Source organism: Companilactobacillus jidongensis, from assembly GCF_003946575.1.
GTDB lineage: Bacteria > Bacillota > Bacilli > Lactobacillales > Lactobacillaceae > Companilactobacillus > Companilactobacillus jidongensis.
Genome location: NZ_RHOP01000001.1, coordinates 53,055 through 73,055, shown reverse-complemented (window position 1 = coordinate 73,055; position 20,001 = coordinate 53,055). Strand labels below are relative to the sequence as shown.

18 protein-coding genes and 1 tRNA gene are annotated in these 20,001 nt (G+C 37.4%); 16 read left to right on the top strand and 3 right to left on the bottom strand.

Annotated features, from left to right (window positions below):
* The first annotated feature begins 4 nt into the window (after positions 1 to 4).
* From EKM68_RS00320 to EKM68_RS00310, 3 genes are all read left to right on the top strand, one after another.
* The gene (locus tag EKM68_RS00320) at positions 5 to 1,093 is read left to right on the top strand and encodes an Ig-like domain-containing protein (RefSeq protein WP_125587680.1); all 1,089 of its coding nucleotides are present in this window, start codon (positions 5 to 7) and stop codon (positions 1,091 to 1,093) included.
* A gap of 81 nt (positions 1,094 to 1,174) precedes the next feature.
* Entirely contained in the window at positions 1,175 to 3,340 is a 2,166-nt protein-coding gene (locus EKM68_RS00315) for a hypothetical protein (RefSeq protein ID WP_125587679.1), read from the top strand.
* Positions 3,341 to 3,519: 179 nt separating this feature from the next.
* Complete coding sequence (locus EKM68_RS00310) at positions 3,520 to 3,705, top strand: hypothetical protein (protein ID WP_125587678.1); 186 nt, start codon at positions 3,520 to 3,522, stop codon at positions 3,703 to 3,705.
* A gap of 56 nt (positions 3,706 to 3,761) precedes the next feature.
* Here the strand turns inward: EKM68_RS00310 and clpP are convergent, their stop codons facing one another.
* Entirely contained in the window at positions 3,762 to 4,349 is a 588-nt protein-coding gene (clpP, locus tag EKM68_RS00305) for an ATP-dependent Clp endopeptidase proteolytic subunit ClpP (RefSeq protein WP_125587677.1), read from the bottom strand.
* A 630-nt stretch (positions 4,350 to 4,979) separates the two neighbouring features.
* Here clpP and EKM68_RS00300 point away from each other — a divergent pair.
* From EKM68_RS00300 to trpA, 7 genes are all read left to right on the top strand, one after another.
* A complete protein-coding gene (locus tag EKM68_RS00300; protein ID WP_125587676.1) occupies positions 4,980 to 6,419 on the top strand; it encodes an anthranilate synthase component I family protein in 1,440 nt (479 codons plus the stop codon).
* On the top strand, positions 6,416 to 6,988 hold the full coding sequence (locus tag EKM68_RS00295) for an anthranilate synthase component II (protein WP_125587675.1): 573 nt from the start codon (positions 6,416 to 6,418) through the stop codon (positions 6,986 to 6,988). Before EKM68_RS00300 ends, EKM68_RS00295 begins: the two co-directional genes overlap by 4 nt.
* A 491-nt stretch (positions 6,989 to 7,479) precedes the next feature.
* Positions 7,480 to 8,514, top strand: a complete 1,035-nt coding sequence (gene trpD / locus EKM68_RS00290; RefSeq protein ID WP_125587674.1) for an anthranilate phosphoribosyltransferase — start codon at positions 7,480 to 7,482, stop codon at positions 8,512 to 8,514.
* Positions 8,511 to 9,245 (top strand): indole-3-glycerol phosphate synthase TrpC, encoded by a 735-nt coding sequence (gene trpC / locus EKM68_RS00285; RefSeq protein WP_125587673.1) that lies wholly within the window; start codon positions 8,511 to 8,513, stop codon positions 9,243 to 9,245. Before trpD ends, trpC begins: the two co-directional genes overlap by 4 nt.
* A 3-nt stretch (positions 9,246 to 9,248) precedes the next feature.
* Complete coding sequence (locus tag EKM68_RS00280) at positions 9,249 to 9,824, top strand: phosphoribosylanthranilate isomerase (RefSeq protein WP_125587672.1); 576 nt, start codon at positions 9,249 to 9,251, stop codon at positions 9,822 to 9,824.
* A gap of 12 nt (positions 9,825 to 9,836) precedes the next feature.
* Positions 9,837 to 11,045 carry a tryptophan synthase subunit beta gene (gene trpB / locus EKM68_RS00275; protein WP_125587671.1) on the top strand — a complete coding sequence of 403 codons (1,209 nt, stop codon included), beginning with the start codon at positions 9,837 to 9,839 and terminating at the stop codon, positions 11,043 to 11,045.
* Entirely contained in the window at positions 11,038 to 11,790 is a 753-nt protein-coding gene (gene trpA, locus EKM68_RS00270; protein ID WP_125587670.1) for a tryptophan synthase subunit alpha, read from the top strand. The genes trpB and trpA overlap by 8 nt, the downstream gene beginning before the upstream one ends.
* Before the next feature lie 36 nt (positions 11,791 to 11,826).
* Here the strand turns inward: trpA and EKM68_RS00265 are convergent, their stop codons facing one another.
* Together EKM68_RS00265 and EKM68_RS00260 are read right to left on the bottom strand one after the other, a co-directional pair.
* Positions 11,827 to 12,831 (bottom strand): carboxylesterase family protein, encoded by a 1,005-nt coding sequence (locus tag EKM68_RS00265; protein WP_125587669.1) that lies wholly within the window; start codon positions 12,829 to 12,831, stop codon positions 11,827 to 11,829.
* A gap of 106 nt (positions 12,832 to 12,937) precedes the next feature.
* Positions 12,938 to 13,009, bottom strand: a tRNA-Arg gene (locus tag EKM68_RS00260).
* A 225-nt stretch (positions 13,010 to 13,234) separates the two neighbouring features.
* Between EKM68_RS00260 and EKM68_RS00255 the strand changes: the two genes are divergently transcribed.
* The 6 genes from EKM68_RS00255 to EKM68_RS00230 all read left to right on the top strand — a co-directional run bounded on the left by EKM68_RS00255 (position 13,235) and on the right by EKM68_RS00230 (position 19,969).
* Entirely contained in the window at positions 13,235 to 14,275 is a 1,041-nt protein-coding gene (locus EKM68_RS00255; RefSeq protein ID WP_125587668.1) for a sugar-binding transcriptional regulator, read from the top strand.
* Between the two features lie 38 nt (positions 14,276 to 14,313).
* The gene (gene gap / locus EKM68_RS00250; RefSeq protein WP_125587667.1) at positions 14,314 to 15,330 is read left to right on the top strand and encodes a type I glyceraldehyde-3-phosphate dehydrogenase; all 1,017 of its coding nucleotides are present in this window, start codon (positions 14,314 to 14,316) and stop codon (positions 15,328 to 15,330) included.
* 117 nt (positions 15,331 to 15,447) lie between these two features.
* Positions 15,448 to 16,662, top strand: coding sequence for a phosphoglycerate kinase (locus EKM68_RS00245; protein ID WP_125587666.1), 1,215 nt, complete (start codon positions 15,448 to 15,450; stop codon positions 16,660 to 16,662).
* A 19-nt stretch (positions 16,663 to 16,681) separates the two neighbouring features.
* On the top strand, positions 16,682 to 17,434 hold the full coding sequence (gene tpiA / locus EKM68_RS00240) for a triose-phosphate isomerase (protein ID WP_125587665.1): 753 nt from the start codon (positions 16,682 to 16,684) through the stop codon (positions 17,432 to 17,434).
* Between the two features lie 85 nt (positions 17,435 to 17,519).
* Positions 17,520 to 18,821 carry a phosphopyruvate hydratase gene (gene eno, locus EKM68_RS00235; protein ID WP_125587664.1) on the top strand — a complete coding sequence of 434 codons (1,302 nt, stop codon included), beginning with the start codon at positions 17,520 to 17,522 and terminating at the stop codon, positions 18,819 to 18,821.
* A 95-nt stretch (positions 18,822 to 18,916) separates the two neighbouring features.
* A complete protein-coding gene (locus EKM68_RS00230) occupies positions 18,917 to 19,969 on the top strand; it encodes an oxidoreductase (protein WP_125587663.1) in 1,053 nt (350 codons plus the stop codon).
* Positions 19,970 to 20,001: the final 32 nt, after the last annotated feature.

The following is a 20,001-nucleotide window of genomic DNA, read 5'->3' as shown; positions in this document are numbered from 1 at the left end:
AATTATGGACAGAATTAGGCTAAAACGCAATGGGTTATTATCACTCATTACTCTGATAATAATTGGAATTTTTTCTACTCAAAATACAACTGCAAATGCTGCTGAAGTAGGCACTCCATTAACCAATAGCGCATTTACAGCAACGCCGGCACCTGATAAGTTTTTAAATATTTGGAACACTAACGGATATGATCTTCAACCGGAAGCAATCACTTACAAGGTCGTTGGAAATGAAATAACTCTTAATACTGATGCGGCTCGTTCATTATGGAGTGTGCTTGGTGGAGTCTTCGACGCACCACATTACAGATGGTACAAATCTGATGATGGAATGAATTGGAGTGAAGTTCCTGAATGGCAAAATGGTCATCGCAAAAACTTGCCGATTCAAACAACGCAAGAAAGTCGAACTTGGTATCAATTAGATACGCAGTATTGGAATTACTTAACAGGTTGGATTGCTAAGACACATATTTATTCGACCGTTGCCGAAGTTAATGCTGTGAATACACCAACTAATGCAACTAGTGTCAGTGTGGGCACAGATAGTGATTACATCTATAACAATAGTGAGGGCCAAGTTAATACAACTTATGCTCACGCCACAGTTGATCCTATTAGTTCAACTGGTAAAGTAACGTGGAGTGTTGATAATACTAATTTAGCCACAGTTGATAGTACTGGTAAGATAACTGCAAATGATAAGGGATTAGCTGGTGTAGTGAAGGTTACTGGTACGTTCCGTAATATGGATACATCATTCGTGGTTGGAACGACGTACGTTCAAGTTGGTGGTGGATTGGATAATCAAACTGTTCCATCCGGTCAAGCAGCTACTTTCGCGCTCCGTGGCGATACTGAGAGTTTTACGGGACTCATAAATGACAATCGTATCAAGGTCGAATGGTACAAGAAAGCTCCAGGTAAAACAAAAGCAGAATATTTGGGTAAGAGTAATAGCGTTTCATATACGACAGCTAATACAACTGTTTCAGATAATGGAACACAATATCAAGCAAAGATAACTCTTAAAGAAGGTTCTAAGAGCACAACTATAAAAACTAACTGGGCAACTCTCTACGCTAGTTATTAATTATATTTAAGAGATCATTGCATATATTGTGAATGGTCTCTTTTTATATTAATTATGACTTGTTGAAAAGGGGGGAGTAAGTTGAAATTTTATAATTCGTTTTCTAGTAAAGTACTAGTAATATTCTTCTTATTAATTACTATTGTGATTTCACTACAGTCAACTCAGGTAGATGCCGCGACCTTTGGATCACCAATTACAATCGATAAAAATTCAAATAACCCATCTGCGAGTGCGAATACTTCTGCGTCAACCGCTGATATTGCTACAAAAAAAACACTAGCCATAACTGATCAAGCAAATCAACAGTCAATAACCGATGTTGTGACACAGTTCAGTTCACCAATAACGACTGTAACTAATACTAATCAAACAACTTTATTGAATTCATTAATTTCGCCATTGGCCATATATAATAAAGTTACAACTGGAGATGTCAATGTTAATGGATATTACATAGAGGCAGATGTTGGGTATTTGTTTAGTACAATACAAAATGATGTAAATGTTGCTAATACCACAACTATATCTTTAAAGAGTATTCATCCTAATGCCTCTGGAACGGCTAGTTCTTGGACAATTCAAAGAGGTTACGATAGTCCTGTATCATCCAGCAAGCTTGGTAAGTCAGCCAAACTTCCTGGATATGGAGACATCATAACTATGAGTTCTGATACGACAGCAACTCTGGTAGGATCTTCAACGCAGACAAATAATATTTACACTAATATGCCAATAAATGGTGCCATTGAGATAACAGCCGAAGTAACTAATAACATGCCCGCAGAATTGGAACTGTCACTTGGTGGGGTTGTGGATTCTAGCGATTATGTTCCACATGCTGATATTAATACTTTGATGCATTTTAATATTAGAGAAAATATTTTTGATGAAGTATATGAAGCTATGAAATCATATTCTCCAGATTTGAAAAGTTTTAGTGTTACTGGTTTTCATTTACATTGGATAAGGGACTATCGTAAAAATGGCTTTGAAGAAGAGTCGCCGACCCTTATATCGGATGATGTAATTGATGTGTTAGATGGCTACGACCCTGCGGATCTGAAAACCGAGTATTTGTTATATAAACAAGATGGTCCAAATAGTGATATAGAAGATGCATTCATGAATGGTGTGTATGCAAAATTAGTATTGGATTACACTTATAAAGCAGGTATCCTCAGTACTACTAGAACTGGGCAATTGGTCACCAACTTTGGTGGTCTTATCGTTGAATATACATCAACGCCGACAACATCAGATAAGTTACCAGAAGTTAAGTTGGATAATGAAATTCATAACTTAACAAACACAGATAGTGACTCTCCGGATACAGATGGCAAATATTTGGCTGTTAAAAACGTCAAAAAAGATGACTCAATTCAATATACTGCAAATTTGAATTCCACTTATGACAATTCTGGAGAAAATTCAGGAACTATTTCAAAGAGTGTCTATACAGTGTCTATTCCAAAAGGAATGGATATTGATACTAACAGTGTTGAGTTCACAAATGACGACGGCGTGGTTAGTACGATAGATTCAAGTTACGTTAACATAGTCACCGATCCAGATGATAGTACCAAGCAAGTTCTGACCGTCAGCAATATTAACCTAGATCCAGACGGAATAGCTAATGCCAATTTTAAATTAGTATTTAACGGAACGGTAACAGATGACAATCAAGATGATTTTACATTCACTCCAACTTTTAAAGGTATTGGTGGGTATGAAAATGGTGATACAAGTAAACCAATGTATGTGGATGCAGATGGTAAGGAACAATTGATCAACTTCGATAGGACAGTTGAACCTGGTGGTGGTATTACATTGAAGCCAATGGATATAGATTTTGGTTCATTCAATACATTCGTTACTACGGACGTATTAAGACATCGAGTAAACAATGATGATTCACCAGTATTAGCAGTTCAAGATGATAGAAGTGATTCAGATAAGAACAGTCAGACAATATCGGTTGAACAAAAAGGAGATTTGACGAACGGTACAGTTACATTTCCGGGTGAGTTAAGATTTTATGATCCAGATAGTTCGACGGACGAATTCACTTCATTATTAACTGGTGGTGCAGTTCCAATTTATGTTTCCAAAAATGGGGAAACAATGTCATCTATTTCTTGGGCAAAAGATAAAGGATTATTGCTTCACGTAAACGGTGCAGATACTGCTATCCCTTCGGGCAAATATACAACACAATTGGACTGGACCATAAGTGACACAATTTAATAATTATTTAAATATAAGTGCAAAAATTATCTAATGATAAGGCTTAATCAAAAATCACACATATATTACTCTACAAATTATCGTATTTTGTAAAAGATAATTATAATATATGGAAAGTTTATTTACCAAATTTATGTATAATATTGTTAGGTAATTATTAAACGCTGGGAGATAATATTATGGTATTAACAGATGCACAGAGACGTGCCAACGAGAAATGGCACAGAAATAATCGAGAACGCGCTAATTATATTGCAATGAGATCATCAGCTCGTAGTTTTATCCGCAATAAGTCGACTGTATCTGATTTAGAAGAACTGGAAACTATTATTAAAAATCGTCGTTTGGAATTAAATCCTGAATAATAAAAAATAAGAGCTAATCGCATCTGCGATTAGCTCTTATTAATTAAATTGAACTATTATTTATCAGCTTGATTTGTCATGATTTCATCGATCAAACCATAGTCTTTAGCTTCTTGGGCTGTCATGTAGTTGTCACGATCAGTATCCTTTTGAAGTTTTTCAAATGATTGACCAGAATTATCAGCCAAGATGTGATTCAATCTCTTTCTTGTCTTCAAAATTTCTTGAGCGGCAATTTCGATTTCTGTTTGTTGTCCTTGAGCGCCACCTAATGGTTGGTGAATAAGAACAGTTGAGTTTGGAAGAGCAAAACGTTTGCCCTTTGTACCTGATGACAAGATAACACTTCCCATAGATGCTGCTAAACCAGTAGCAATTGTTTGAACGTCTGACTTAACGAAGTTCATAGTGTCAACAATTGCTAATCCATCGGTAACAGAACCACCGGGTGAATTGATATACATTGAAATATCCTTATCTGAGTCTTGAGCATCAAGGAATAGTAATTCAGCAATGACTGTATTAGCCATTTGGCTGTTAACTTCACCTGATAACATAATGATTCTATCTTTTAATAATCTTGAATAAATATCATAGGCACGTTCGCCACGTGAGCTTTGTTCAATAACTGTAGGAACTAACATAAACTGCCTCCTAATTAATTAGCACTTGTTATTTTTAGCACTCTTAATAGTACAGTGCTAATTTAGCATACAATCAGTATTGGGTCAACAAACAAACCTCGAAATATAAAAATAAATAAGATTCGTTCGATAACTTTTTTAATTATCGCACAAATCTTATTTTTTTAGTCGTTATTTGACTTGTTCAGACACTTGATGGGGATGTTGATGCTGATGAGGAAGGATAAACAAAGATTAATCTAGTGAAAGATTTATGTTGACAAATTATCAAAATACTTTTATTCTCTGTAACAACAAAATAAATTCGTCCATAAACCGATGAGATGGAGATCAAGACTATTGTGCATGTACAGAAAGTTACCGTTGATGAGAGTGTAACCAGACGCAGATAGTTAAATGGACCATCGAGGGTTCTCTCGAATATTTGGTTATAAAACCGAATTAGTACAGAGAAACGTCAGGCATACGTAAGTTGTCGGGAGGGTGTTTGCCCTTCGCTAAGAGTAGTGGACTGGTAGTGAGTGTTATTTTGCATACACTATTGGTCTATTAAAATAAGGTGGCACCGCGGAAAATCCGTCCTTAAACTGTATAAGTTTATGGGCGGATTTTTTGTTTGGGGGAGAAAATATGAATTTAGAAGAATTAAAAAGGTTAAGTAAGAATTATCCAATGTCACCAGTGACCATCAGCTATCAGGATGTGAACTTTGATCCTTTGGAATTAATGCAATTTTTGAAGAAGAACCAAACTGCCTGTTTTTTATTTACTGGACGACCCAAGTCTGAAGAGGATGGTTATAGTTTTATTGGTATTGATCCGGAACAAGCAATTGTTTATAAAGATGGATTTTTGAATAATAGCAAAACTAAAACAGATTTAAAACCGGTAATAGAAAAAATCTTATCAGATAATAGAATACCTAAAATACCAGAATTACCGCCATTTGTCGGAGGACTATCAGGTTACTTGGGTTATGATTATGCTCGATTTGCTAATCCGACTTTGCCACAGAATATTTCAGACCCATATAATTTGAATGATGTCGATTTATTGTTGGTCAAACAAGTAATTTCCTTTAATCACCAAACCAAAACAGTAACTTTGTCTTGCATAGTTCCGACTTCCAAGCTTGATTCGGTTTATGAACAAACAATTACTAAACTTCAAGACTTGAAGAGTGTGCTGTTAAGTAATTTAACTGTATCTGTCAGGTCTAACTTTGAAATCACTAGTCCTTTGAAATTGCAGTTTTCACTTAAAGAATTTGAAGACAAGGTCGCCAAAACTAAGCGACATATTACGGATGGTGATATTTTTCAATTGATTCTTTCGAATCCTCGGCATGGTAAAATTCGTGGTAGTTTGTTCACTGTTGCAAAAGAATTGTTTTCTAGCAGTCCTACACCATATCAGTTTTATTTTAAGCACGATAATTTTGAATCTATCGGTGCTTCACCTGAAACCCTAATAACTAAGCAAAATCGCAGTTTGTATACTTATCCATTAGCAGGCACGAGAAGACGTGGCAAGACGATTGCAGAAGATAAAAAACTTGCTAATGAACTGACGACTAGTCCCAAAGAATTAGCGGAGCACAATATGCTGATTGACCTTGGTCGCAATGATCTTGGTAAAATAAGTCAATTTGGAAGTGTAAAGGTTACTCGTGTTAGGGAGTTATTGAAGTTCAGTAATGTTATGCATATGGGATCAACGGTTGAGAGCCTAGTTGACGACAAGTCATCGGCAATTGATATTGTGGAATCACTAATGCCTGCGGGAACACTTTCAGGCGCGCCCAAAATTAGTGCTATGAAAATAATTAGTCAATTAGAACAGCGAAAACGGGGAATTTACGGTGGCTGCATTGGATATATTGATTTTTCAGGTGATTTAGATTTTTGCATCGGAATTCGCTTAGCGTATCGACAAAACGACGATTTAGTTGTTCATTCTGGTGCTGGTATTGTGGCAGATAGTATCGCAAAAAATGAATTTCAAGAATTTAATAACAAAGCAAGTTCTGTTATTGATGCCTTAAAAAAAACTGCAGAGGTGAGAGAATGATTTATTTGATTGATAATTATGACAGCTTCACTTACAACCTGTACCAATTGGTAGGTGAATTGACGGATGAACCAATTATCGTGATTAAAAATGATGAATTAACCGTTGAAGAATTGGCATTCCGAAATCCCAGCAAATTGATTTTTTCACCTGGCCCTGGTCGTCCTGAAGATGCGGGACATATGCTGGACCAACTAAAATATTTCATTGGTCGTGTACCAATTCTCGGTGTTTGTTTGGGCCATCAAGCGATCGCTGAAGTATACGGTGGAAAAGTAGTGCATGCGCCTGTTCTGATGCATGGTAAATCATCTAATATTCAGTTAGTACATGGTGGAAAGATTTTTGAAGGTTGTCCACATTCATTCACAGGTGCCAGATATCATTCACTGATAGTTACTGATCTCCCTGATAAACTGAACATCACAGCTCAAACTTCCAATCATGAGATCATGGCAATTGCGGACGAAGACAATAAGGTCTACGGTGTACAATTCCACCCTGAATCTATCATGACCGACAAAGAAATTGGTCAACAAATAATCAAAAATTTTATTAAATTAAATTAATCAAATTAGAAAAATATTTAAAAAACTATTGACAATGAGAGTGAATACTCTTATTCTCATAACAACAAAACAAATTCGTCCATAAACCGATGAGATGGAGATCAAGACTATTGTGCATGTACAGAGAGTTGCCGGTGATGAGAGTGCAACCAAACGCAAGTAGTTAAATGGACCATCGAGGGTTCTCTCGAATATTTGATTATTAAAATCAGATTAGTACAGAGAAACGTCAGGCATACGTAAGTTGTCGGGAGGGTGTTTGCCCTTCACTAAGAGTAATGGACTTGAAGTGTATTGTGTTTCATATACACTCATAGTCTATTGAAGTAAGGTGGCACCGCGGAAAATCCGTCCTTAAACTGTATAAGCTTATGGACGGATTTTTTTGTATCAAGAATTTAAAAGGAGCAACCATTATGATACAAAATCCCGGAAAGCGATGGTTTCACCAATTTGATTTAGACGCTAAAAATTAAATTGGAGGAATCATCATGCAAGAAAATACAAAAATTGAAGTAGCCATAAAAAAACTAGTTAACGGAACGGATTTAACTTTTGAAGAAACGAATCAGGTAATCGATGAAATTATGAGTGGAAAGACAACCGCAGTTCAAATCTCCAGCTTCTTAACGGCATTATCAGTTAAAAAAGAAACAGTTGAAGAAATAGCTGGAGCAGCCGATGCTATGAGGGCTCATGCGTTGGAATTCAAAGCTGATGAACCTGTTCTGGAAATTGTTGGAACTGGTGGCGATCATTCTAATTCATTTAATATTTCAACGACTTCAGCGTTGGTCGTCTCAGCAACAGGCATTCCGGTTGCCAAACACGGAAATCGTGCTGCTAGTTCCAAGAGTGGAGCAGCTGATGTACTTGAGGCATTAGGAATACATATCAATATCGACCCTAAGCAGAGTGAAGCAGTATTGAATGAAATTGGAATTTGTTTCTTGTTCGCACAGGAATATCACAAAGCCATGAAGTATGTTGCTCCTGTTCGTAAAGAGTTAGGGATCAGAACCTTGTTTAATATCTTAGGCCCGTTGGCCAATCCAGCTCATGCTACTTCTCAATTACTGGGAGTTTATGATGAGGAACTGGTTGAACCGATGGCTAAGGTACTTAATCAGCTAGGTGTCAAGAATGCCACGGTTGTTCATGGTCAAGATGGCTTCGATGAAGTGTCAGCTTCAGCACCAACAACAATTGCCGAAGTAGTTGATGGGGAAGTTAAAAAATATGAAATCACCCCCGAAGAATTTGGAATCAAACGTTGCAATAAGTTAGATGTTATTGGGGGCACACCTGAAGAAAATGCACAAATAACCAGAGATATTTTGAACGGTGAGAAGAATGCTAAGCGTGATGTTGTCTTACTAAATTCCGCTGTTGCAATTCATACTGCTAGACCAGATATCAGCATTGCTGAGGGTATCAAAATGGCCAGAAAAGTTATTGATAATGGAGCTGCGCACCAACAGCTTGAACGCTTTATTTCACTAACTAAGGTAGGATTGGTCGCATGATACTAGACGACTTGGTTGCTGCAACACAAAAAAGAATTAAACAAGAAAAGGGTTCTGGAAATATTGAACGAGTAATAAACAAGTTTTTAGAACCAGAGTTAGGGTTCATTGGTGAAGTCAAAAAGACATCTCCATCTAAAGGGATGATCGTTGAAGAATTTCCATATTTACAAATTGCACAAGATTATCAACAAGCTGGCGTGGATGCTATATCAGTATTAACAGAACCGGATTACTTTCAAGGTAAGTTAGAATATCTAGAAAAAATTTCTGACAAAGTTGATGTATCAGTACTCAGAAAAGACTTCGTAGTCGATCCTTATATGATTTATCAAGCTAAGTTTGCTGGCGCTGGCATAATTCTATTAATAGTAGCTATTTTGACTCCTGAACAATTAGAGAGCTATCAACAACTAGCTGATGAATTGGATCTGGCAGCAATAGTAGAGGTTCACACGACTGCAGAACTGAAGATTGCATTAGCCGCTGGAGCTAAAATTATCGGAGCTAATAACCGAGACCTCAAAGATTTCACAGTTGACCTGAATAATAGTTTAAATTTGCGATCATTAGTACCAAAGAATATTCCGTTTATTGCTGAAAGTGGAATTAAGAATACAAATGACATTAGGTTGTTAAAAGATGCCAATGTCAATGAAGCACTGATAGGTGAAACTTTCATGAGATCAACTGATAAGGCAGAACTAATTAAAAAATTCAAAGAAGTGTAGCGTATGACAAAAATAAAAATTTGTGGATTGATGACAATTTCTGACATCAAAGCAGTTAATCAAGCACATGCAGATTTTGCTGGATTTATCTTTGCTGGTGGAAGGCATCATGTAAATTTGGATCAAGCACTAAAATTACGAGCAGAACTTGATGAAAGAATTCCCAGTATTGGCGTCTTTGTAGATGCTTCGATGTCAGAAATGCTACGAATCGTTAATAGTGGTGCAGTGTCAATTATTCAGTTACACGGTAATGAATCTGAAGAAACAATTACGATTCTTCATAATCATGGTGTCAAAGTTATTCAGGTCTTCAAATCGCAATTGTCAGAAGTCTTAAGAACTCAAGCTGATTATCTAATGATAGATAGTGGCAAAGGTGACGGACAAGCTTTGAATTGGGATACCTTGCAGACAACACCTGATATTTTGGCAGGGGCAATTGATCTGACTAATGTTGATGGAGCAATAGATCAAGTGCACCCACAGATCATAGATGTCTCACGTGGTGTTGAAACTGATAACAAAAAAGATCCATTAAAAATAAAACAAATGGTAAATAGAGTTCATGAATTATAAGGAGTGTTTAATATGAAAGAAATGCAAAAGACAAATTCAAAATCACATTACTATGGTGAATTTGGGGGACAATTTATCCCCGAAACACTAATGACAGCTTTGAATGAAGTGTCAGAAGCCTATGACAGATACAAGGATGATCCAGACTTTCTTAATGAACTACATACACTACTCAGTGATTATGCTAATCGTCCGTCATTGTTGTATTATGCCGAGAATATGACCAAGGATCTTGGTGGTGCCAAAATTTATTTTAAGCGGGAAGACTTAAACCACACTGGTGCTCACAAAATCAATAATGTTATTGGTCAAGCACTTATTGCGAAGCGAATGGGAAAGACACGTTTGATTGCTGAAACGGGAGCAGGCCAGCACGGTGTTGCCACTGCAACTATTGCCGCACTGTTTGGAATGGAATGTGAAATATACATGGGAAAGATGGACACAGATCGTCAAAAACTTAATGTCTATCGAATGGAATTATTAGGTGCTAAGGTTCATCCGGTTACTTCGGGATCCATGGTACTAAAAGATGCTGTTAATGCCACACTACAAGAATGGACCCGTAGAGTCGATGATACGTTTTATGTAATGGGATCAGCCGTAGGACCATATCCGTTCCCACAAATGGTTCATGACTTCCAGAGTGTTATTAGCAAAGAATCTAAACAACAGATTTTGGACGAAGAAGGTCGTCTACCGGATGCAGTAGTCGCCTGTGTCGGTGGAGGAAGCAATGCTATTGGAAGTTTTGCACAATATATTGATGATGAAAGCGTTGAGTTAATTGGTTGTGAAGCTGCTGGTAAAGGTGTTGATACTGATCAAACCGCTGCTACGATTGAACGTGGATCTACTGGTATTTTTCACGGTATGAAGTCACTATTCTTACAAAATGATGATGGTCAAATTGACAAAGTATATTCAATTTCAGCTGGACTTGATTATCCAGGTGTTGGACCAGAACACGCGCATTTAGCAATTACTAAACGTGCGAAATATGTGGGAATCACTGATGATGAAGCTGTGGATGCTTTTGAATATATTGCCAAAACCGAAGGGATTATTGCTGCAATTGAAAGCTGTCATGCAGTTGCATATGTTCAAAAATTAGCTCCAACCATGTCTAAGAATCAAATCATTATTTGTACCTTATCGGGACGTGGTGACAAGGATGTTGCATCAATTGCCAAGTATAGAGGGAGAGATATCGATGAATAAATTAGAAAAAGTATTCCAAAATAAAAAAGCCTTTATACCATTCGTAGTTGCGGATGATCCAGACTTTGATTCAACAGTAAAAAATGTTTTAACGTTAGCTAATAACGGAGCCGATATTATTGAATTAGGAATCCCTTTCTCTGATCCTGTGGCTGATGGACCTGTAATTCAAAAGGCTGATTTAAGAGCATTTGATGCAGGAGTAAATACTAATATTATCTTTGACATTGTTACAAAGATAAGAGAGTCAACCGATGTACCTTTGGTTTTTCTTACCTATACTAATGTTGTTTTCAAGTATGGCTATGAAAAATTCTGTAAAAGATGTCATGAACTGAATATCAGTGGATTAGTAATTCCTGATTTGCCATTAGAAGAACAAGGTGATTTGGCAGAATATACAAAGCAATATGATATTTCGTTGATTCAATTGATCACCCCAACGTCTGGTGATCGGATTGGGAAAATTGCCAAGCAAGCTGAAGGATTCATTTATATGGTTTCTTCCATGGGTGTAACTGGTCAGCGTGAGGACTTCTCCAAAAGATTGGCAACTACTATAGAAGAAATAAGAAAATATACCGATGTTCCAGTCGCAATTGGATTCGGAATTCATTCAGCACAACAAGCTAAGAAGCTGGCAGAAATTGCTGATGGAATAATCATTGGTAGCGCCGTTGTAGAATTACTTAATAATGGTGATGATCTGGCAGAATATTCCAACAAAATAAAGGCAGCAATATAAAAAAATCCATCTCAATTAGTGAGATGGATTTTTGAATTATTTAGATTGATTAAATAACCAATCACGAACAGCTGGAACGTTGTATCCGTAATTAAATGATGCCATATGTTCTTGCGTTTGATCGGAATTTTCGAGAACAGTACCAGCTTTCCAAGTTATGAAGTTGGCGTTTGTCTTTTCGTTTATTAGTTTATTAACTGCAGTGTTTTTCTTTGCAGATGAATCAGTAGCATCTAATGTTACTTCTGAGTATTTCTTGTTAGCTTTCTTCAACATACTCTTAACATTACTTTGACCAGTTGAAGCATTTGAATCACCACCAGCAGCAATATAGAAGAATTTTTGATTCTTGAGGGCAGATAATTGACTGACTTCCCATTGTGATGAAACATATAGTGTTGCAGCAAATAGATTTGGATGTGTTGAATTAATATAGAACATGGTCATACCACCCATTGATTGGCCGGTACCGTATAGACGTCTAGAATTAATATTATATTTATCTTGGATTGATTTTAATAGGTCAAGATAAGTATTAACATTTTTCTTTACAACAGAAGAACCAAATTGTCCCATGCCACCAGATACAGTTGAAGAATCAAATACTGGAATCAAAACAAAACTAGCATGCTTCTTTTGTTCTGATGATGTTGCCCAGATGCTACCACCATAACCTTGAGTGATTCCCGTGGCAGTACTTTGACCGGTTACTGAATCATCAGGGATGAATGTTAGTAGAGGATACGCAGTTTTCTTATTATAGTTTTTAGGAACATATAGTGCATAACGAAGAGTTACACCTGTTTTTTTGTCAGTATATGAAAGCTGCTTGAATTTTGATTTAACGGAGCTAGTTACACTTGACGCAGAAGGATCTGTTTTTGAATCATTAGTATCAGTCTTCTTAAATGAACTACTAGTTGTACTTGATTTTTTGGAAGAGGTTGATGAGGAACTAGAACTTCCAGATGAACAAGCTGTGGTAAATATTGCCAGGAACGAAAGCAGTATCATAAATAATAAAGATTTTTTTGATCTCATATCTTACACTTCCTATTAGTTGATGGCTTTATAATATTACATTTGAATAATTATAAATATAACAAAAAAGATTATCTCAGATAGAAGAGATAATCTTTATATACCATGCGCCATACGGGAGTCGAACCCGTATTTCAGGAACCGGAATCCTACGTGCGATCCATTACACTAACGGCGCGTTTACATTTCTAATTTTATCTCATTTGTATGTCAAAAGTAAATTACAAAAAGAAATTTCACAAAGATGACGTTTTTTGGGGGATATTACTTGAAATAATCAGGGAACCAGTTATAATAATCAGTGTGCTTAGGAGATTAATGGTTCGACTGAGCTATTATTTTTTGAGTATATGGGTCGTATTAAGACATACAGGGACGTATCTTGCCCCACGGAGTATATCAAATGACTAATGATGAAGATTTAGAATTGCTAGATTTAATTGCCCCAGACTTCATTAAAACTGTGGAAAAGCGATTTATGATTCTTCAGAGTATTTCATTAATGGAGCCAGTAGGGCGTAGAGTTCTTGCTGATGACCTGAATGTCACTGAACGGAGTTTACGGACAGAGACGGATATGCTTAGAAAGCAAGGATTGATTACGTCTTCCAAGTCAGGAATGTCACTAACCATAAATGGCAGTCACATAACTGATCAGCTTGGGAAGATGTTAGCTGATTATCAAGGTACCGCACTTCTGGAGAAACAGCTAAGCCGGAAGTTAGGAATTGCACGCTGTATTGTTTTGCCAGGTAATTCTGATAAGCAACCACGTGTGATCGATTCGTTTGGAAGAAGACTTAATCAACTGTTAGGTTCGATTCTTCCGAATGGAGAAGCATTAATATCAGTAACTGGTGGTCGAACACTTGCCAAAGTGGCAACGAACCTTTCACCGGATTTATCCAAGAATCGTCAATTGATTTTTTTACCCGCCAGAGGTGGTGTAGGTGAGTCAGTAGTGATTCAGGCCAACAGTGTCTGTGCTGAAATGGCAGAGAAAACTCAAGGCCAATATCGAGCTATGTATCTTCCCGAAGATATTAGCGAAAAAAGTTTCGAATCTCTTCAAAAAGAGACTTCAATTAAGTCGGTTCTTGATTTAATATATAGGAGTGATGTAGTAATTCATAGCATCGGCTCCGCAGACATCATGGCAGATCGTAGAAACTTGTCGCAAGATGAGAAAAAAATAATTACTGAAGGACAAGCAGTTTCTGAAGCTTTTGGTGATTTCTTCGATCGAAGTGGTAGACTTGTATATAAGGTACCTAGGATTGGACTTCATGTCCGGGACCTTGATAGAATTAAATATGTGATTGCGATTGCTGGTGGTTCTGAAAAGGCTAGTGCGATTCAATCATATATGAAAAATGCACCTGCGCATACAGTACTTATTACTGATGAAGGTGCCTCAAAACTGATTTTAAGGGATAACCCTTAAAAATATATTTTTTACTTTCCTGAAGGAGGAATTTTTGTATGACTACAAAAGTTGGTATTAATGGATTTGGACGTATCGGTCGTTTGGCTTTCCGCCGTATTGCTTCAATTGACACAGATTTGGAAATTGTTGCTATTAACGATTTGACATCACCTGCTATGCTTGCACACTTATTAAAGTATGATACAGCTCATGGTAACTTCAAGGCTAATTCAATCACTGCTACAGAGAACTCAATCATCGTTGATGGTAAAGAAATCCCTGTTTACGCTGAAAAGAATGCGGCTGATCTTAAGTGGGTTAAGAATGACGGTGTTTCAATCGTTCTTGAATGTACTGGTTTCTATACATCAACAGAAAAAGCACAAGCTCATATCGATGCTGGTGCAAAACGTGTATTGATCTCAGCTCCATCAGGTGACATGCCTACAGTTGTTTATGGTGTTAACGACGATGTTCTTACAAATGACGTTAAGATCGCTTCAGCTGGTTCATGTACAACAAACTGTCTTGCACCATTAGCTAATGCCGTAAACAAAGAATTCGGTATCAAAGCTGGTACAATGACAACAGTTCACGCATACACAGCTACACAAATGCTTCAAGATGGTCCAGAACGTAAAGGTAATGTTCGTGCTGCACGTGCTGCTGCTGCTAACATCATCCCTCATTCAACTGGTGCTGCTAAGGCCCTTGGTTTGGTTGTTCCTGAACTTAAAGGTAAGCTTGATGGACATGCACAACGTGTACCAGTTATCACAGGTTCACTTACAGAATTAGTTGCAACTTTTGACAAAGAAGTTACAGTTGACGAAGTTAATGCTGCTGTTAAGAAGTATACAGAAAACAACCCTTCATTCGGTTACAATGATGACGAAATCGTATCATCAGACATCATCGGAACATCATTTGGTTCAGTATTTGACCCAACACAAACACAAGTTGTTGGTTCAGGTGCAGGCCAAGTTGTAAAGACTGTTGCATGGTATGATAACGAATCAGGATTTACTGCACAAATGGTTCGTACACTTGAAAAATTTGCTACATTAAACTAATTCATTAGTTTAACCTAGTATCTAAGTTAAGATAAAACCTAATTTAGCGATTTAAATTGGCGGAGGGAGGATAACTCCTTCCGTTTTTTTTTAAGGAAAACACTGGAGGATTTATTAATGGCCAAACTTATTGTTTCTGACGTTGACGTAAAAGACAAGAAAGTTCTTATGCGTGTAGATTTCAACGTTCCTATTAAAGATGGTGTTGTCGGCGATACTAACCGTATCGTTGGTGCCATCCCAACAATCAAATATGTATCTGAACAAGGTGGAAAGGTTATCTTGTTATCTCACTTGGGTAGAATTAAGAGTGATGAAGACAAGAAAGCTTTGTCATTGAAGCCAGTTGCTGAAAAGTTACAAGAATTAAGTGGTATGTCAGTTAAGTTCGTACCAACTAACGAAGGTAAAGAACTTGAAGACGCTATCAATGAATTAAAAGATGGCGACATTCTATTGATGGAAAACACTCGTTTCCAAGATATCGACAATGATTTCGGTAAACGTGAAAGCAAGAATGATCCAAAACTTGGTGAATATTGGGCATCACTTGGTGACGTATTTATCAACGACGCCTTTGGTACAGCTCACAGAAGCCATGCTTCAAACGTTGGTATCTCAACAGCTATGAAGGCTGCTGGTAAACCAGTTGCTGCCGGATTCTTGATGGAAAAAGAAATCAAGTTCTTAGGTAACGCTGTTGCTAATCCTGTACACCCATTTGTAACAATTCTTGGTGGTGCAAAGGTTTCAGATAAGATCGGTGTTATTGAAAACCTAATTCCAAAATCAGACCACATCATTATTGGTGGTGGTATGGCATACACATTCTTAGCTGCTCAAGGCCACAAGATTGGTAAGTCATTGTTCGAAGAAGACAAAGTTGAACTAGCTAAGGACCTCCTTCAAAAAGCTGGCGACAAGATTGTTCTTCCTGTAGATCATATCGTTGCTAAAGAATTCTCAAATGATGCTGACGCAACAACTACTGATGGAGTTGATATTCCTGACGACGAAATGGCTCTTGATATCGGACCTAAATCAGTTAAATTATTCCAAGACACTCTAAAGGGTGCCAAGACTGTTGTATGGAATGGACCAATGGGTGCATTCGAAATGAGCAAGTTTGCTGAAGGTACATTAGAAGTTGGACGTGCAATGGGTAACTTGTCAGATGCTATTACTATTGTTGGTGGTGGTGATTCAACTGCTGCTGCTAAGAGTCTTGGTATTGCTGATAAGCTAACACACATCTCAACTGGTGGTGGTGCTTCACTAGAATATCTAGAAGGTAAAGTATTACCTGGTATCGATTCAATTTCTGATAAATAATTTAAGGAGTGTTAAATTTATGCGTACACCTATTATTGCGGGTAACTGGAAGATGAACAAAAATCCTCAAGAAACCCAAGAATTTCTAGAAGCTATCAAAGGTAAGTTGCCAGAATCTGGCGTAGAAGCTGTTATTGGTGCTCCTGCAATCGACTTAAACGCTCTTACATGGTTCTCGAAAGACGAACCACTTAAGACAGCTGCTGAAAACTGTTACTTCGAAGACGCCGGTGCATTTACTGGTGAAACTTCACCAAAGGCACTTTCAGACATGGGCATTGATTATGTAATCATTGGTCACTCAGAAAGACGTCAATACTTCGGTGAAACTGACGAAGATATCAACAAAAAAGCACATGCTATCCTTAAGAACAACATGCTACCAATGATTTGCTGTGGTGAAACATTGGAACAACGTGAAGCCGGAGATGCTGAATCATGGGTAACTGGTCAAATCGAAAATGCTGTTAAAGGTATTTCTGCTGAAGACTTAGCTAAGTCAGTTATCGCTTACGAACCAATCTGGGCTATTGGTACCGGTAAAACTGCTACTGCTGATCAAGCACAAGAAATGGTTCATGTAATCCGTGAAAAGGTTGCTAGCTTGTACGATGCTGATACTGCTGATAAAGTACGTATTCTTTACGGTGGTTCAGTTAAACCTGCAAATGTTAAAGAATTAATGTCTAAAGAAGACATTGATGGTGGACTTGTTGGTGGTGCCAGCATGGACCCTGAATCATTCTTAGCATTAGCAAACTTCAATAAATAATATAATCTTAGTTAAAATATTTATTTTAGGTAATAAAAAGGTTAAAATTAACCTGTATTAAAATCATAAAGGAGATTTTTAAAATATGTCTGTAATTACTGATATTTTAGGTCGTGAAGTTCTTGATTCACGTGGTAACCCAACTGTTGAAGTTGAACTATATACTGAATTAGGCGGCTTTGGCCGTGGAATCGTTCCATCAGGTGCTTCAACTGGTGAACACGAAGCTGTTGAATTACGTGATGGCGACAAATCACGTTTTGGTGGCAAGGGTGTTCTTAAAGCCGTTGCTAACGTTAACGACAAGATTGCCAAGAAGATTGTTGGTATGGACGTTACTGATCAAAGAGGTATTGACCAAGCTATGATCGACCTTGATGGTACAGAAAACAAGGGTAACCTTGGTGCAAATGCTATCTTAGGTGTTTCACTAGCCGCTGCTCGTGCTGCTGCTGATGAAATTGGTCTACCATTGTACGAATACCTTGGTGGTCCTAATGCTCACGTACTTCCAACACCAATGATGAACGTTATCAATGGTGGTAAGCATGCTGATAACAACGTTGACTTCCAAGAATTCATGATCGTACCTGTTGGTGCAAAATCAGTTCACGAAGCTGTACGTATGGGTTCAGAAACTTTCCAAGCACTTAAATCATTGCTTAAAGACCGTGGCCTAAACACTGCTGTTGGTGATGAAGGTGGATTTGCTCCTGACCTTGAAAACAACGAAGCTCCTTTCAAGATTTTGGTTGAAGCTATTGAAAAAGCTGGTTACAAACCTGGCGAAGATATCGCTATTGGTTTTGACTGTGCTTCATCAGAATTCTACAACACAGAAACTGGTAAATACGATCTTAAGGGTGAAGGCGAAAATGGTGCCAGCTTAACAACTGACGAATTCATCGACTTACTTGACGGAATCGTTGAAAAGTACCCAGTTATCACAATCGAAGACCCACTTGACGAAAACAACTGGGAAGATTGGCAAAAAGTTACAAAGGCTCTTGGTAAGAAAGTACAACTTGTTGGTGATGACTTGTTCGTTACAAACACAGACTACTTGAAGAAGGGTATTGATATGGGAGTATCAAACTCAATCCTTATCAAGCTTAACCAAATCGGTACACTTACAGAAACATTCGAAGCTATCGAAATGGCTAAAGAAGCTGGATTCACAGCTGTTGTATCACACCGTTCAGGTGAAACAGAAGATACAACAATTGCTGACCTTGTTGTTGCTACAAACGCAGGTCAAATCAAGACTGGTTCAATGAGCCGTACAGATCGTATTGCTAAGTACAACCAATTGATGAGAATCGAAGATCAACTTGGCGACCAAGCTGAATACAAAGGTATCCACAGTTTCTACAACTTAAACAAATAATTAATATTTGAAATCAAGACAATCCTTCGGGGTTGTCTTTTTTTGTGGTTTTGTTAAAGTTTAATTGATACAGCAACATCATTGGAGGAAATGAAATGTCATTGAAAATTGCTTTTATTGGTTTTGGTAAGTCTGCTAATCGTTATCACTTACCATATATAAATATTCGTGAAAACTTTGAATTGAAAAAAGTATATACTCGTAAGGGTCCGAACGAAGAATTGGCCAAACCATATCGGGAAAAGGGTGTTGAATTCACAACTGATATGGATGAAATTTTGCAAGATAAGGCGATTGATCTTGTAATTATTTGTACTCCTGCCAGCACGCATTATGAGTTGGCTAAGCAAGTTATAAATGCTGGAAAATCTGTTATTGTGGAGAAGCCATTTGTTGATACAGTTGACCATGCCAAAGAATTATTAGCATTAGGCAAAGATAAACATGTCTTAGTAATGCCATATCAGAATCGCCGGTTTGATGGTGATTATTTAGCAGCTAAACAAGTCATTGAACAGGGGTTCTTAGGTGATATTGTCGAAGTTGAATCACATATCGATTATTATCGTCCTGGGAAAGTCGTAGCTAAAGGTACAAAAGAACAAGGAAACTTCTATGGTTTAGGAATTCATTTGATGGACCGAATGGTCGCATTGTTCGGACGTCCTGATAAAGTTGTCTATGATATTCGTAATACTGAAGTGGCAGATGCTGTGGACAATTATTTTGATGTTGATCTGCATTATAAAACACAGATGAAAGTTAAAGTAAAAGTTGGTTATGATATTGCCAGTGAATATCCTCGTTTCATTGTCCATGGAACTAAGGGCTCGTTTATTAAATATGGCGCTGATCAGCAAGAGAATGATCTTAAAGCTGGAATCATGCCTGGTGCTGACGGATTCGGAGAAGATAGTCCAATGTATTATGGCGTTGCTAAATATCAAAACTCTAACGGCGATTGGATCAAGAAACAGATAAAAACACCTGTTGGGGATTATGGTATGTATTATGATTCTGTCTATGATACATTGGTTAATGGCACTCCTAAACTAGTTACTGATGAACAAGTATTAACTGATATTGAATTATTGGAAGCTGGTTTTTATCAACCATCACCATCGATTTACAATGTTCCAGAAATTTAGCAGTCTAAGTGACTGCTTTTTTTATATCTTAG